Source organism: Gracilimonas halophila (genome assembly GCF_042684365.1).
Taxonomy (GTDB): Bacteria; Bacteroidota; Rhodothermia; order Balneolales; family Balneolaceae; genus Gracilimonas; species Gracilimonas halophila.
In genome coordinates this window covers 301,235-317,484 of sequence record NZ_JBHULI010000025.1, presented here as the reverse complement: position 1 = coordinate 317,484, position 16,250 = coordinate 301,235, and the positions used below count along the sequence as shown (strand labels likewise).

At 42.6% G+C, this 16,250-nt stretch carries 15 protein-coding genes; 10 read left to right on the top strand and 5 right to left on the bottom strand.

The features are described 5' to 3' along the window. Positions 1-16: 16 nt before the first annotated feature. Both ACFSVN_RS12300 and ACFSVN_RS12295 read right to left on the bottom strand, forming a co-directional pair. A complete protein-coding gene (locus ACFSVN_RS12300) occupies positions 17-2,827 on the bottom strand; it encodes a lamin tail domain-containing protein (protein ID WP_390303172.1) in 2,811 nt (936 codons plus the stop codon). A 450-nt stretch (positions 2,828-3,277) separates the two neighbouring features. Continuing rightward, on the bottom strand, positions 3,278-3,571 hold the full coding sequence (locus ACFSVN_RS12295) for an HU family DNA-binding protein (RefSeq protein WP_390303169.1): 294 nt from the start codon (positions 3,569-3,571) through the stop codon (positions 3,278-3,280). Positions 3,572-3,877: 306 nt separating this feature from the next. On the opposite strand from ACFSVN_RS12295, the gene ACFSVN_RS12290 reads away from it, so the two are divergent. From ACFSVN_RS12290 to ACFSVN_RS12270, 5 genes are read left to right on the top strand one after another with little or no spacing between them, the layout of a single operon-like run. Then, positions 3,878-5,509: an alanine/glycine:cation symporter family protein gene (locus ACFSVN_RS12290; protein WP_390303167.1), complete on the top strand. Its 1,632-nt coding sequence runs from the start codon at positions 3,878-3,880 to the stop codon at positions 5,507-5,509. Between the two features lies 1 nt (position 5,510). Next, the gene (gene upp, locus ACFSVN_RS12285; RefSeq protein WP_390303164.1) at positions 5,511-6,137 is read left to right on the top strand and encodes a uracil phosphoribosyltransferase; all 627 of its coding nucleotides are present in this window, start codon (positions 5,511-5,513) and stop codon (positions 6,135-6,137) included. Between the two features lie 4 nt (positions 6,138-6,141). Further along, the gene (gene lptC / locus ACFSVN_RS12280) at positions 6,142-6,678 is read left to right on the top strand and encodes an LPS export ABC transporter periplasmic protein LptC (RefSeq protein WP_390303162.1); all 537 of its coding nucleotides are present in this window, start codon (positions 6,142-6,144) and stop codon (positions 6,676-6,678) included. A 50-nt stretch (positions 6,679-6,728) separates the two neighbouring features. Then, complete coding sequence (locus ACFSVN_RS12275; RefSeq protein ID WP_390303159.1) at positions 6,729-8,087, top strand: OstA-like protein; 1,359 nt, start codon at positions 6,729-6,731, stop codon at positions 8,085-8,087. Between the two features lie 17 nt (positions 8,088-8,104). Further along, positions 8,105-9,052 (top strand): DNA-3-methyladenine glycosylase family protein, encoded by a 948-nt coding sequence (locus tag ACFSVN_RS12270; RefSeq protein ID WP_390303156.1) that lies wholly within the window; start codon positions 8,105-8,107, stop codon positions 9,050-9,052. 97 nt (positions 9,053-9,149) lie between these two features. On the opposite strand, the gene ACFSVN_RS12265 is transcribed toward ACFSVN_RS12270, so the two are convergent. The 3 genes from ACFSVN_RS12265 to ACFSVN_RS12255 form a co-directional block, all read right to left on the bottom strand. After that, positions 9,150-9,545, bottom strand: a complete 396-nt coding sequence (locus ACFSVN_RS12265; RefSeq protein ID WP_390303153.1) for a hypothetical protein — start codon at positions 9,543-9,545, stop codon at positions 9,150-9,152. Positions 9,546-9,638: 93 nt separating this feature from the next. After that, entirely contained in the window at positions 9,639-10,757 is a 1,119-nt protein-coding gene (locus ACFSVN_RS12260) for a 6-bladed beta-propeller (protein ID WP_390303150.1), read from the bottom strand. Between the two features lie 33 nt (positions 10,758-10,790). After that, positions 10,791-11,873 carry a calcium/sodium antiporter gene (locus ACFSVN_RS12255; protein WP_390303147.1) on the bottom strand — a complete coding sequence of 361 codons (1,083 nt, stop codon included), beginning with the start codon at positions 11,871-11,873 and terminating at the stop codon, positions 10,791-10,793. A 159-nt stretch (positions 11,874-12,032) separates the two neighbouring features. Between ACFSVN_RS12255 and ACFSVN_RS12250 the strand changes: the two genes are divergently transcribed. The 5 genes from ACFSVN_RS12250 (at position 12,033) to ACFSVN_RS12230 (ending at position 16,237) form a co-directional block, all read left to right on the top strand. Continuing rightward, on the top strand, positions 12,033-13,319 hold the full coding sequence (locus tag ACFSVN_RS12250) for an amidohydrolase family protein (RefSeq protein ID WP_390303144.1): 1,287 nt from the start codon (positions 12,033-12,035) through the stop codon (positions 13,317-13,319). Between the two features lie 64 nt (positions 13,320-13,383). Continuing rightward, entirely contained in the window at positions 13,384-13,878 is a 495-nt protein-coding gene (locus ACFSVN_RS12245; RefSeq protein ID WP_390303141.1) for a hypothetical protein, read from the top strand. Positions 13,879-13,888: 10 nt separating this feature from the next. Further along, on the top strand, positions 13,889-14,053 hold the full coding sequence (locus tag ACFSVN_RS12240; protein WP_390303138.1) for a YqaE/Pmp3 family membrane protein: 165 nt from the start codon (positions 13,889-13,891) through the stop codon (positions 14,051-14,053). An 85-nt stretch (positions 14,054-14,138) separates the two neighbouring features. Further along, entirely contained in the window at positions 14,139-14,435 is a 297-nt protein-coding gene (locus ACFSVN_RS12235) for a cupin domain-containing protein (protein WP_390303135.1), read from the top strand. Positions 14,436-14,800: 365 nt separating this feature from the next. Then, complete coding sequence (locus tag ACFSVN_RS12230; protein ID WP_390303132.1) at positions 14,801-16,237, top strand: S8 family serine peptidase; 1,437 nt, start codon at positions 14,801-14,803, stop codon at positions 16,235-16,237. Positions 16,238-16,250 lie beyond the last annotated feature (13 nt).

Sequence of the window (16,250 nt, the reverse complement as noted above, 5' to 3'; positions counted from 1 at the left end):
ATTAATGAATTTAAAATTACTTAATTAAGGTCATTTGACGGGTAATTACCTGTCCGGCATAATTAAAACGGTAGTAATAGATGCCACTTGCCATATTCGTGGCATTCCATGTAACCCGATATTCCCCGGCTGATTTCTGTCCATCAACCAGTGTGTGCACACGCTGCCCCATCACGTTGTAAATGGTCAGGTTCACTTCACCTGCTTCCGGAATACTGTAATAGATGCTGGTAGTTGGATTGAACGGGTTCGGGTAATTCTGCTTAAGTGCCATTTTCTGAGGCTGATCCGTTTGTTCGTTGGTAACGGAGGTTCCCTTACTCAAAGTGATCATAAATCTTGGGTCTAAACTTTTCTTCTTCACAGTCATTACTTCTTTCAGATTTGCTTCTTTATTTGCTTTCTGATTGACCGCTATTTCATTGTGAGTAAAATCGTAAGAAAAGTTTTCGTCCATTAGTACTTCTTCTCCTGTTTTATTATCCCTGAAAGTAAAAGTCCAACTTTCAGGAATATTTGAACTTTTATTCCATTCAAGCACTTGAGCGCTTTTAACATTCATTGACTCGACTTCTAAATAGAAGATCTCTTCACCTACGTTCTCAAAAGGTCTTGAATCCTGAGTTCGTGCTTGTTCATCACTTGATGAGATAATATTCAATAATGAATAGCTGCTTTTAAGAGGATATAGTTTTTTCGCATCCCATTTATCCCAACCCGGGCCAGCTTTATCACTGAAGTAAAGAACTGTAGAAATATCCTTTTGTTCTCTGTTCTGATATACGTCCCTAGTCCGCAGTTCAAGTTGGACAAAAGCCGATTCTTTTTTATTCGTCTTATAAAATCGTGTACCCGTTGCTTTTCCAGTTATTGGCAGGGTTACAGAAGTAGCATCATCATTCTGCAAGAAGAAACCTTGTCCGGGTGCAACCTTGTTATCATTAGCGGTCGATAGGATATAAGACTCATCTTCATCACTCCAAATGTGTGCAACCGCACTAGCAAGGCCTGTAGTACCCCCGGAAGTCGTAATTGAGTCAATATTAAATGCCGTTTGAAAAGGATTCCCAAGTAAATTCCATCCATCGCTATGTAAATCATCGTTTAAAGAAGATATGGTTACATCACCAGAGGGTTCAGATCCAGCACTTATATCAATTACAACAGGGAGCGTTGAACTGCTTGCTTCATTATTATTGTAGAAATAGAGAATAAAACCTTCTCCGGAATTTAGATTACCTGTAAGATCTCCAGGGGCAGTGAAAGAGGTGCCATCATATCCGGTATAGAAATTCTTCGCAAAACCATCTCCAAAACCTTGAATCGGAGTGTCATCCGTGATATCTGATATTGGCATGTTTGCTACAGGAGCTGAAAGCATACGCCAGCCGGCATTGCCCTCTATTAATAAATTCGAGTTGAATTGATCTCCATTTGTTTTAAGGCCCGGAGAGTAATCTCCAACATGGCCAGTTACTGCATCATGATCTTTAAATGTACCGGTTCCTTCAGGATCTCTAACCATAGATTTTCCACTAGGTATACCTGATGTATAGGTATGAGAATCAACAGTGTTACTTTCATTATCTGCCAAAATTATAGTGTCCCCACCATTAGCTAAACCTAAAGAAGTAGTTCCTTGAACAATAGAACCTCCAAACAAACCTGAATATTGGTCAGGACTTCCAAATACTACTATTGCAGATTTTGCTTTTAATACAGTTCCTTCTGGAAAAGCATGCCTGATAGCTCCATCGGATAAAGTCCAGTTACTTATGTTAACACTTACAGATTCATTATTGTATAACTCTATGAATTCATCATCATCGAATTGATATGTACCACTTCCATCTATATCAATACCCCCAGGATCAGCCAAGAACTCATTTATAACTACCGTTGGTGTATCATCATCCTCGATCGTTAAAGTGTATTCAGTCTGTCCACTTATGGTAGCAGATCCGGAAGTGGAAATATTAGTTAGGATGAACTTGGCTTCTTCAATTCCTTCATAATCTGAATCAGAGTTAAGGGTAAAAGTAGCTGTTTGGGTTGCTCCGTTTACAGCACCTGATCCAAAGGAAACAGTTTGAGTTGTACTGGTCGTAAAATCTGTAGCTTGAGCTGTACTCGGTCCTTGCTGAAATACAACATCAACATCTACGGCATTTCCATCAGGGATCACGATCTTGACGGTGATATCGATAGTGCCGTCTGCTTCATTCACTGTAGCACCTGCTGAAGAAAATTCTACGGCGGGTGTCAGAGACTGGCTACTATTAACCAAACCAGGTGAATCTTCACTTGGACCGCTCCATGTGAAATCATCATATCCATATCCGGCTCCGGTAAGTTGAAGTGATTCTCCTATTGGTGTACTTCCTGTCTCAGAAATGCCCACATCAACGGATTTTACCCCATCGGCTGGGCCTCCAGATCCAATAAATGTTCCTCCATAACTTAAAAACTGTACTACTGACACATTATGTGTCAAAGAAACAGCATCTGGACCATTTTGAATACTACTTGGTTCCCAATAAAAAAAAGTGTAATCGCCTACTGTTTCCCCTTCAGTAAAAAAATCTAAGGTTTGCGACCCATAACTTTCACCATTACTACCATTATAAAGATGAACAATAAAATCACTTAATGTATAACTCCCTACATCTTTAACAACGATCTCCACAAATTCCCCCACATCCGACCCATCATTATCGTAGTGAAATTCATTGATCCAGGCATCATCAGAAGTCACCTGCCCCATCGCACTCCCGACAAATCCAAAGAGCATTAACAGTGAGAGAAGGAAAGTTCTGTATGTTTTCATCTAAGGGGATGTTTTGTTTTGTCCTTTAAAACTGTACTGAAAATGAGCTTTGTAAAACTCAGATTCTGTTAAAAGATTCTTACGCTTGAAAATCCAAGACATAAAAAAAGGCGATTCCGGTTAAGAATCGCCTTCATTCACATACATTAGAAAATTATAACGAGCAGGCTCTGTTTGGCCGAGTCTGTTTATCTCTGACCGCACATAGGATTGACCGTCTCCTTCACAATTTCCTTAAACAAAAAAGGCTCCGAAACCGGAGCCTTGTAAAATCTTATTTTTTCTTCTTGTGTCTGTTTTTTCTCAGACGCTTTTTTCGCTTGTGCTTTGCAATTTTGGAGCGCTTTCTTTTTTTACCACTTGGCATAAATACTCACCTAACTGTGTTTAATAAAAATTACCATTGTTCGAACGGTCGTAAAAATAAGAAGTTTTCACAGGTTTTCTAAATCAATTTTCAACCACCTGGGCTTCATTAACCGCTTCTTTGAAATCTTTAGACATTTTTAGCACCGGAGCGTACTGTTCAGGAACTATTACTTCCTCGTTCGTTTTCGGATTTCGTGCTACTCGCTGTGCTCTCTTTACAACTTTGAAACTCCCAAAACCACGCAATTCGATATTTTCACCGCGTTTCATTGCGTCTTTAACCGTCTCCATAAATCCATTTACAACGGCTTCGGTTTCAACTTTGGTCAGGCCCACAGATGAAGAAATTACATCTACTATATCTGCTTTAGTCATGATCTTAAAGATTGATTATTATTTAATATATGGTTCCAAAAATACTACAATGAAAACAAAGCTACTATAAAATCGTTCACAATTCATTCCGAAATTTCTATAAAATCATTTTACCGTTTCTTTTACTCTTCCTGATTCAGAAATGAGCTAACCTTTGTTTATTCAAACCATACCCTGCTTTATCTCTCTCTTTAAGAAAATTATACAAATTGTAAGCTTCCCAAATGTTATCCTTTAATATTCCCAAATGTTTTTTACTTTCTCCCTGCCCTCTTACTAATACTCTTAACCAATAATATTTTATTCATGGAATTATTTGAACAAGTTGTTAACTGGTTGAATAACCTGGTATGGTCAACCCCGGAGCAATTCCCCATTATGGTGGTTCTGCTTTTAGGTTTTGGAATCTTTATTACCCTTCGACTTGGCTTTGTACAAATAAGAAGATTTGCCCACGGTATTAAATCGGTAATGGGGGTTTATGATGACCCCGATGACACCGGTGATGTAAATCACTTTCAGGCATTAACAACTGCACTTTCGGCTACAGTTGGTATTGGTAATATCGCAGGAGTGGCTATCGCCATTCATTACGGTGGTCCCGGAGCACTTTTCTGGATGTGGGTAACCGCCTTTTTCGGTATGGCGATCAAGTACACTGAGTGTACCCTTGCCGTTGAATACCGCGTTCAGAATAAGGACGGTTCGGTATCCGGTGGACCTATGTATTATATAGAAAGAGGATTGGGGGAAAACTGGAAATGGCTTGCTGTATTCTTTGCAGCCATGGCGGTTATCTGTTCCTTCCTTACCGGTAATGCCGTTCAGGCAAACACAGTTGCTGACACCATGTACAGCACATTCCAGATACCAAGCTGGATATCAGGTCTTGTGACCGCAGCTTTTGTTGGAGTTGTAATAGTTGGGGGTATCAAAAGAATTGGACAAGTTACTGCCCGACTGATGCCGCTTATGGCGCTTATCTATGTATTAGGTGCACTTATTATTCTTACACTGAATGCCGGTGATGTTATCCCTGCTTTTGGAACGATATTTACGACTGCCTTCACTCCTGAAGCCGGCTTGTTCGGGGTAGGTTCAGGGGTATTTTTAACAACCCTGGTCTGGGGTATTAAACGTGGGTTGTTTTCTAACGAAGCGGGACAAGGTTCTGCCCCTATTGCGCACGGAGCTGCAAAAACAGATGAACCTGTTCGTGAAGGTGTTGTAGCCCTGCTCGAGCCTTTTATTGATACCCTCGTTGTTTGTACTATGACCGGTTTGGTGATTGTAGCTACCGGAGTGTGGGAAGAACGCCATGACATGGTATATGAGCCCGGCAACAGCAATAACACGGTGGAAGTAGCTGACGGTAGCAATACACTGATCATTGAAGACGGTGATCCTGTGAATGGTACGGTTAAGAGAAATGATTTTGAAACCGGAGTCTTCTTCCTCGATCTTGAAGACAGAGAAGAATTTTCAGGTACCCTTAATGTTACTACCGGTACCTTCACTGATGAAGCCGGAAATGTTGTGGCAACTGTTTATACAAGCATCATTGAAAACGGAGCTCCGCTTACCTCCCTTGCCTTTGAAAAAGGATTGGCCCCTATCTTCCCTTACGGTAAACACATTGTAACTTTCTGTGTGCTTCTGTTTGGTATTTCGACCGCCATCAGTTGGAGTTATTATGGAGACCGTTCTATTCAATATCTTGCCGGAGACGGTGCTATTTTACCCTACAAAGCTGTTTATCTGCTGATGCACTTCCTGGGAGCTATATTCCCACTGGCCACAGTCTGGGCTATCGGTGATATTGCTCTGGGACTGATGACCTTCCCTAATATTATCGCCTTGTTTGCGTTGTCAGGATCGGTTGCAGTTGCAAGTAAGAAGTACTTCAAGAAAATGGAAGAAGAGGAAAATCAAGCTTAATATGTCAAACGTAGTTGAGATCGATCACCCCGTTGTTAAGCGCTACCTCAGTATTCTGAGAGATAAGAATACGGAAACCGCTGCTTTCCGACGGGCCATGAGCACCATAGGAACGGTTCTGGCCTATCAGGCCCTGACCGATCTGCCACTCAAGGAATATGACGTAGAAACACCGATCAAAACTACGACCGGATACAAGCCTGAAACCGAAGTGTTTGTGATCCCCATCCTCCGGGCCGGACTCAGCCTCGTTGATGGCATCATCAGCTTTATGCCTGATGCCAAAGTGGGGCATATTGGAGTGTATCGGGATGAGGAAACTCATGAACCGGTAAATTACTATCATAATTTCCCTGGCGGTTTGAAAGGAGCGTACACCCTGGTGGTCGATCCCATGCTTGCAACCGGAGGAAGCGGATCTCATGCCCTTAAATTCCTAAAAGAGAATGGAGCCGATAATATTCGCTTTGTTTCACTGATCGCTGCACCGGAAGGTATTGAACGGCTTCAAAACGATCATCCTGACGTTCCAATTATAACAGCCGCTATCGATGAAAAACTCAACGAAAACGCATTTATCGTTCCCGGACTCGGCGATGCGGGAGACCGCTACTTTGGCACGCTTTAGCTGTGTGCTAATTATTTTTTTTGGCGTCTTCCTGATCTCGGCATGCGGAGAACTCTCCGAATATGAAAGCCGGCAAGTTAATGAAGCTTTAAGTGATTCCCTTTTCACCGTAACCGAAAGCTGGGGTGTGGATATGGAGATCATGGAGGAAGAGCAACTCAAATTAAGACTAAAGGGAAGTTATACCGCCTCCATCAAAGACGATACCCGCAATATCACCAAAATAAGCGGACCGGTATTTATTGATATCTTTGACGAAGAGGGGAATCTCAAGACCTATGTTCAATCGGACAGCGCAGTTTACAGGCCTGATGAAGCTGTTTTTGAGCTCTTTGGGAATGTCTATGTAGAAGCCCCGGAACAAAAGCGATTATGGTCAGAATATCTGAAGTGGGATAGAAATACGGATAAGGTAAGTACCCCGGAATTCCTGACTATCATTACACCCTCCGACAGTATCTCTGCCATAGGCCTGGACGGAAATTCAGATCTGAGTAATTATACCCTGAGAGAAGTAACCGGAGAAACTATAATAGATTGAGAAACAGGCTCCACATACCCCCCCTTATTGTTGCGGCAATCATTTCAGTCTTGATCCCTTTTGCTTCCCATGCTCAAAATTTGGTGGAAATTCAGCGTGCCCGAGAGGTTACAAATATTACTCAGGACGGTGAACCGATCCGAAAAATGTATGATGTGCGCCTGAGAACCGGGAATATTGAAATGGTCAGTGACAGTGCCTGGCAGTTTTTGAACCGGAATGAGTTGAGGGCCTATGGCAATATCGAAATTGAAACCCCGGATGAGATCATCTGGAGTGATACCCTGTTTTATTACACCGACCAGGAATTGAGTTTACTCCGCGGACGTGTGATCATCGAACAAGACAGCACTACCCTGTTTGGCGAAAAGGTGGACTATAATTTCTTCACCAAGGTCGCCTTTTTTGAAGACGGCATTCGTCTCGAAGATGAAGGCGGTACTTTGATCGCCAGCAAAGGAACGTATTATCAAAACCAGGATAGTGCTATTTTCAGAGGAAATGTTCAACTTGCTGATACCGCTCAATATGCGGAAGGCGATAGTTTATTTATAAACCGTAAATCTGAATATCTGGAGCTTTACAGCAATATCTTTGTGGCAGACAGCAGCAACAATGGTTTACTCACCGGCGATTACCTGCAAGCCGATTCAACCGGAAGGCGCTATGTGGATGGGAATTCCTATTTCCGTAAGATCAGTGCCGATACTACAGATACCACGCATATTAATTCAGATGAGCTGCTTTTGATAGAACATGATTCCGTCGATCTGGTGCGCTCCTATGGCAACGTCCGCGTATGGTCCAAGGATTTTTCTTCCATCTCAGACACCCTGCTTTACGATTCCTCAACCGAGATCTTTGAACTTATTTCCAATCCTATTGCCTGGCATGATAACATACAGCTCAACGGCCCCTACATCAGCGTGCAGATGGATAGCAATGAAGTCCGCCAGCTACAAGCCTACCATAATACCATCACTGTTCAAGAAGACAGTGCCACCGGCAGACTTCATCAGATAAAGGGAGATACATTGATCGCTGACTTTGAGGAAGGCGATATTTCAAGGCTCAAAATATATCCCAACAGTCAGGTACTTTATCACACTACAAATGAACAGGGTGAACCAGACGGAGCTGTAGAATACACCTCCCCTCAAACAGTCATGTATTTCAGGAATGGAGACCTGCAGCGTGTGGTTGCAGGTAAAAACGACGGATACTTTTTTGAGGAATTTCCGGAATTGGCGGAGCGAAGACTGGAAGGATTTACGTGGGACCCCGAATTGCGTCCCACCCGACCTGACACTACCGCTGTACCTCGATTTCCACCGGTTCCAATAGAACGGCCGTTCACATTACCGATGCGATACCTTGAGTACCTGCAACAAGATGTACCTGACAACTAATTCTTAATCCCAAGCCTATGAGTTCCTGGACTCTAAAATCTATTCCCCCGCACGACTGGTTTCTCTGCCTGGATGTTGAATCCTATTTTGATCACGAGCATGAGCCGGAGAAAGTTTTTGAGGAAGGATTCACCCGCCCTATTCCAGTCGGGGAAACCGATGTGATCGTAACCGTCTTTTTCAATGGTGACCCGGAGAACCCCGAATTTCATATAGAATCGGCTGAATCCCTCTCCAAAGATGAAATTGCAGAGGCCAATAAAAGCCTGACTAAGATCTTAGGTACAGATATGGATCTTCGCCCTCTGTACGACCAAGCCAAAGATGATGCAGTTCTGGGAGACAAACTTAGCGAGTTGTATGGCTTAAAGCGCATGACTCGTGCCAATCTTTTTGAAGATATTTTATACCGTATCGTACAGATGCAGATGAACCATAAGCCGACCGCCAAGAAGATGATGTTCGCTATCAGGGAAGCTTATGGAACAGCGTTAATGCTTGGCAAAAAGTCGCTCCCGGCCTGGCCACGTCCCCATCAGCTGATGAAGGCTGATCCGGCTAACATTCGAAAACTTGGCCCTACCCTGCGCAAAGGTCAATATTTAGTGGGATTGGCGAACGACATCGTAGCCGGAAATGTGGATATGGATCATCTTATGGAGTGCGATCCACAGGAATTCTATGACCTTATCACAAAAGTAAAAGGTATCGGACCAACTTCGGGGCAGGATCTGATGATGATGAGAGGGCGAACCGATGCAGTGTTTCCCTCCAACAAAAAAGGTGATGAAGAAAAAGGACTGCGCCGGTGGATCATCTACAGCTACGGAGAAGACCCACACAATACCTCCGAAGGACGATTCCAGGAACTCATCCAAAACTGGAAAGGCTATGAAGCTGCGGCACTCGAGTTTCTATTCGTTAATTATGTGTTGAAGGAGAAAGAGCGGCAGGCTAAGAAATAGAACCATCTTCATGTATACACTGGAAGCTGGAGCTTCCGGGACTGCATTACCAAGCAAGAGCTTGGTAACGAAATCTTTTCAGGATATAGGTAGAATGCTATTCCACTCTTACATACGTTTCTTCTGTTCCGTCAAAATTATCATTCCATCTGAATTCATCTCCGGAATTTGAAAGGATCTCAAAATCCCATCCGGCATCTACGCTGAATTTTTCTCCGTCAAAGGCATATTCAAGGATCTGTGAATTTTGCATGCTACCATTCTCATCTCCATAGGGATAGCGAATTTCAGATTGTGAAATTTCAAGTACAGGGGGGTCTTCGGGACACGCTACAAAATCGTCTGCGGTAGAATTTGTCCGTTCCCATTCTCCGATGAACTCAGAAAGTTCATAGGTCTCCCCGGAATCGGAATCAGAGCTATTACTTTTGCAAGCACTTAAAATGAATAAAATACTTACACTTAGATAAACAAGATATTTTAATTTATTCATGCGATCGTAGTTGATTTGATTTGTTATTTAACGAGTATCAAAGCCCTGATGGGACGTAATAGACACAGTGCCTTATTTAATTTTGCTGATCCCCTACAAAGCTTCCGGCTTGGGATTAGTGAACAAGGCAAAGGTCACATCATCCAGCCTCACCCCCAGGTGTTCATCGGAAACATGCATGAGCATACTGTCTTTGGGGAGATGAACCACACGGGTTATTTGTCCCTCTTTATTCAATACCAGCCACATTTCGGAATCTCCCAAAATGTTTGATTCCATCCAGAATTCTCCTTTGTGGTAGATCATCTTACTGACCGGAGCTTTAACCTCCGGAAGAAGTTCCTGCATCGTTTTCCATTGTTCATCCATATGATCTGATCGTATGGAATCCCTTTCAGCTTGAGATAATTCTTCTGTTGGTAGGTTCACCGGAATAGTATTTACCGTGTCATAAGAAGCATTGACCTCAGCAATAAGATCACTTGATGTATCAAACAGGAACAGTGTTTTTTCTTCAGGGTTGTATGTGGAAATAGTTCCTCCAGAGAATGGTACCAACCTTCCCCCTCTGGTAACCCCATCAATAATCAAGCGTGCATAAGGCTGTGCATTCAATGTAAACTTCTCTCCATATCCTTCTGCACTCAGATCATAATTTATAAGAAATAGTTCTCTCTCCTTGTCTTCGTTCCTCAGAAATTCAAAGGAGTTTAGCTCAAATATCCATTCATCATCTTTCATTGGATAGGCTTTGGCAAGTGAGGTGGATTCATAATTAACCGGAATCACTTCTTTAAGCAGGGCAACATCTTTGTCGAATACCAAAATCTTGTCATTTCTTTGATCATAGGTATATACGTTCCCCTGGGCATCTACCGTAAATTCATAAGCATCCTGAATTTCACCGGGACCTCTACCGTCTCTCACTGTTTTTATCAGGTTTCCGCCATCGTCAATAACGATCAGGTTAGAAAGTTGTCGGTCGGGAATTAAGATATTCCCATTCTCCAGTACCACACTTTCATATCCTAAATGAGAAAAGTATATGCTATCCACTTCACTCATGGAAAAGACCTCTGTTGCCGTAAATGAAAGCAGGTCGTCTATATCCGGCGTAGTTGATCTCTGCTCATATTCACCACAAGAAACAAAAAGCAGAGATATCAGAGTGAGTGCAAGAAAAGGTTTGATAATTTTATTGGTAGTATGCATGCGATTGATCTTATTAACGATATCGCAACTATATTATAGCCGAACCCTTCGATAATCAAGTACAAATTTCAGGATGATCAACAGCACCGTGACCGGGATAACGATCCACACCATGATGCCTTCAAACTGATCTTTGAATGGATGCTGAATGGAGATGAGTACCAGGTAGGCCAGATATAATCCATAGTAGGTCAGAAAGCCAAACGCCTCCGGCCTTCCCAATTCTTTGCCCGGCCAGAATAAAGGCAGACAAGCTCCGGCCACGATCACCATAATGGGAAGATCAAGATTGACCGCATCCATAGAAACATCGATTGCTCCCGGAGCAATCAACACTGTCAGGCTTAGCGTAAGCAGAATGTTGTACAAATTACTTCCCATCACGTTGGCAACGGCTGTGTCGGAATCACCGTGACGAACTGCCGAAACCGAAGTGGCAACCTCCGGTAAGGAGGTCCCGATTGACACGATCGTAAGACCAATGATCAACTCTGAGATCCCTAACACTCCTGCAATTTCAACAGCCGAATGTACCATAAACCGCGACCCCATTACGATCAGCACCAGGCCGATAAGTAACAACACCACATATTTCACATAAAAAACAGCCGTCAACGGCTCCTTCAATTTCGTTTCCCCGCCATTAATAGAAATATTATCTGCACGGTCTTTTCGGATTTGGAAATACATAAATACGGAGTACCCGATCAAAGCCATAAATATGATACCCCCGTCGAGCGGACTTAATAACCCATCCATTGCCAAAACAAAAAGCAGGCCGCTGGCTGCTAATACCATCGGGACGTCCACTTTGATGATACGATTGGTGATCTTCAGTGGGTGAACCAATCCTGCGATCCCAAGGATCAATAAAATGTTGGCGATGTTACTTCCAAGGATATTCCCCACCACAAGGTCCGGTTTCCCATCTACGGCAGCCTGTAAACTAATGGCTAACTCGGGAGCACCGGTTGCAAATGCAACCACGGTAAGTCCCATTACAACGGGAGATACACTCCATGCGGCCCCAAATTTATCTACCGACCTAAGAAATAATTCAGCTCCGCCGATCAGCGTGGCCAGTCCAGCTACAAATAGTAAAACCGTAAATATCATTATATGCTTTTGATGAATTTTAAGGTTCCAAAACTAAAACAATTAATACTCTTAATGAACTTTTCTGTAACAAAATCTTCCGGGACCATCTTTTCGATGGGGGATGATGTTTAGCTTCGTTTCCATATATTGCGTGAAACTCAATTTTATTAAACGACCATGAAACTGAAAATTCTACTTTTTACCATACTCGTTACATTTTTAACTGTTTTCCAGGCATTTGCCCAGCGTACCATTATACACGCCGGAACGCTTATCGATGGAACTTCTGAGAATGCCCTTTCTGAGGTAAGTATCATCATCGAAGGCAATACCATCACTGCAATTGAAGACGGATATGTGAATGGAAACCGCGACGACCGCGTCATAGACCTTCGCTCCAAAACCGTCATGCCCGGACTCATTGATCTTCATGTTCATCTTGAAAGCGAGACAAACCCACAGAAGTATTTAGAAGAATTTACTTTTAATGAAGCCGATTTTGCCATGCGATCCACTGCTTTCGCTAAGAGGACGCTGATGGCCGGATTCACTACTGTTCGTGAACTTGGTGGGTCTGGAGTTAACATTTCACTCAGAAATGCCATTAATCAAGGCTTCGTGGATGGCCCGCGCGTTATTACCGTAGGGAAATCGATTGCCACTACCGGCGGACATGCAGATCCAACAAATGGATGGAAAAATACGTTAATGGGTGCTCCCGGCCCTGAAGATGGAGTGATCAATGGTATTGCTCAAGCTCGTGAGGGAGTTCGTCAGCGCTACAAAGAAGGTTCTGATCACATTAAGATAACCGCAACCGGTGGTGTTTTAAGTGTTGCCAAATCCGGAGACGCCCCACAGTTCTTTGAAGATGAGCTGGATGCTATTGTACGAACAGCCAAAGAATACGGAATGCATGTTGCAGCACACGCCCACGGTGCGGAAGGTATGAAACGAGCTGTAGAAGCCGGAGTACTTACTATCGAGCATGGAACTCATATGACCGAAGAGGTCATGGATCTTATGATCGAGAATGGCACCTATTATGTACCTACGATCTCAGCCGGAAAATGGGTTGCTGAGAAAGCGAAAGTTGAAGGATATTATCCTGCACTTGTAGTACCCAAGGCACTGGAGATAGGTCCAAAGATCCAAAACACTTTTGAGAGAGCGTACAAACATGGAGTGAAGATCGCCTTTGGAACCGATGCCGGTGTATTCCCTCATGGACTGAATGGACGGGAATTCGGGTACATGACAGAAGTTGGAATGCCTGCCATGGAAGCCATCAAAAGTGCCACTACTGTAGCTGCTACCGTCCTGGGAATGCAAGATCAGATCGGAACCATTAAAGTTGGAAAAATGGCGGATATCATAGCCACAGACAAGAATCCGCTTGAAGATATTTCAACCATGGAATCCGTTTCTTTTGTCATGAAAGACGGTAAGATCTATAAACAATAATACTGCAAATCAGAGAAGAATAAGCAGGTAGTTTATGCCATCATATTCTAATCGAAAAAGATTAATGCATAAAATTCAATGGACCTACCAGGTAGAGGGTATGAATGCGTTCATGTTCTTTGGGATCATGATCTTTTGCATCCTCACCTTTGGGTTCACTGACTTGATCTTTTTCACCTATGGCATTCTGTTCTCTTGTTATATACTTATGCAGGGAACCTATTATTGGTGGCTTAAATATTCCTCACTTAAAGGAGAGCCTATTCCGCAACCCCGTGTTTTGGATCGATTCAGGACATTCAAAACGAGTGACCATATTGGGATCCTGCTTATCCCTGTTGTGTTGTGCTTACAATGGTTTATCTCAGGAAAACAGCTGAACAGCAGTAACCTTTTGGGATGGGCATTGTTTGCCAACTTCTTCGCCGTGCTGGAATATATTAACTACTATCAAAAGCAATTGATGTATGACAACAGATATGACTTCCGGTACTTACGATTAAACAGGAAACTAAAAGAGGCTCCGCTCAGTAAAGACCTTATCAACAACAGAATTTAAAACGACAACTATGAGTATTTTACGAATCATATTTGCCATCATACTTCCTCCGCTTGGCGTATTTTTGACCGTTGGAATTAAAGGCGCGTTCTGGCTTAATATCCTTTTGACCATTCTTGGTTTTCTGCCCGGTATCATCCATGCCGTCTGGATCATTGCGAAGCATGATCAATGATCCATTTTCTTAATTCATGGCAGAATAGCAAATGTCCGTTCATTTTTGTACGATTAGTATGAATATGAATTAACCACCAACAGCCATGACTATCCAGACCATTAAAGATCAATTGAACTCATCTGAGCGGCCGATCGCGAAATCATTTCACACCGGAGAACATTTCAAGGTGTTGCTATTTGGATTCAAAAAAGGAATGAAATTAGACGACCACACTGCTCATCACCCCACCAAGCTGCTGGTGCTGGAAGGAGAAGTCATCTACCATCAATCAAAAAAAGATGTCCGCATGAAGCAGTTTGATGAGATCGATATCCCGGCAGAAATGGAACATTCCGTGGCGGCTTTAGAAGATAGTTTGGTGCTGCTTACTCAAGGTTGATGAATATCGAATATTAAATGCGGATCTTTTCTCTGACAGCTATCTCTCCAAGGTCATAATTATCTGAATATTCTCAATAAGCCATTCAAAATAAGAACAATGCTCCGAAATTTAATCACATCGAAGATGAATTTGGATAGATGTTAGATGTGAGGTTTTAGGTTTTAGGTGTTAGTGTTAATGTTATTCTCAGGCTACACTAACACCTAAAACCTTGCCCCTGAAATCATTACCTCATCCTTTATGGCTATTCCAATATTTATTAAGAATTTATAATATTAATATTCAGAGTAATCTGTTGTAGGAGAATTTTCTTTTCGTTAAATGTAAAATCTTGTATTAAACATTCATTTAAAGACAGATCAATGAAATATAAAAATATTCTATTCGGAGTAATTGCACTATTATTTTTCGGGGCAATCGGTTGCGATACTAATATCGTGGACCAAAATAATTTAAGTAGTGAATCAGGGGCGGTGCTATCCAATGAATTTTCAATGGATCAAATGGCAACGGCTGCAGAAACAAACAGTATTATTGACGGTGAGTATCTATTGCTATTTAAAGGCAATAAAATACCCAAAGGGTTTTCTGATGATATTGAGGATAAAGGCGGTAATATTATTTATCAACATGACTCCGGTTTTGCTTATGTAAGCGGACTGACAAGTTCTCAAGCCGAAGAAATGCGTGCCAGAAAAGACATTTCAGAGCTTACTGCTAATGCTTCATTTTCACTGAACCTGCCAAATGATGCAGAGTTAAGTTCAGAAGAAGCTGTGGCTTCATCTACTCAAAATCCTGCCGGTTCATTTTTCTATGCCAGACAATGGCACTACCCCGCAATTGATGCTGATCAGGCCTGGGCTGCCGGATATCTTGGAAGTGAAGACGTTACCTTTGCAATTTTAGATGGTGGAATTGATTATACCAATTTAGACCTTTCCGGATTGGTTGACCTCTCGAGATCGATCTCTTTTGTACCCACTGATGATGCCTTGGTTGATATCTATTTCCCGGGTCGAAATTACATCACAGATCTGCAATATCATGGTACCCATGTTGCAGCAACAGTGGCGAGTAATGGAATTATTGGTGCAGGTACTACTTCCAAAACAACGTTAACGGGAATAAAAGTTTGTGATGTGTTTGGAGACTGTAACTTCGGGGCGATCTTCTCAGGACTTCTTTTTGCATCTGAAACAGGGGTAGATGTTGCAAACATGAGTCTCGGTGGAGGATTCCTTAAAGCCGGTAACGGTAACTTTGTGGGATTCATCAACAGTCTTATGAATACTGTACGCCGTGCCGGTGTAACCGTGGTTGTTTCAGCCGGAAACAGTGCAGCTGACTTAGACAAAGATGGAAATATTTATAATGCGTTTTGTGATTCACCTAACGTGATATGTGTTTCAGCAACAGGACCTATTGCTTCTCAATCAGTTAACGGGCCTTTCACAGACGTCGATGCTCCCGCTGTGTATTCAAACTTTGGGAGATCATCAATTGATGTTGCAGCTCCCGGTGGAAACACGGGCGCACCGGTTTGGGCCACATGTACTCAAACCAGTTTAGTCGTTCCTGTTTGTCAGACCGGAAACTTTATCGTAGGACTGTCAGGTACTTCTATGGCTTCTCCGCATGTATCCGGACTGGCAGCTTTGATCATTAGTCAGGGCACGAATAATCCTGGCCAGGTAAAATCTGCGATATTACAATCTGCTGATGATCTGGGACAGAACGGCACGGATAAATTTTATGGAAAAGGACGTATTAACGTTGCAAAAGCGTTAGGCCTATAGAATTATTCTCCAT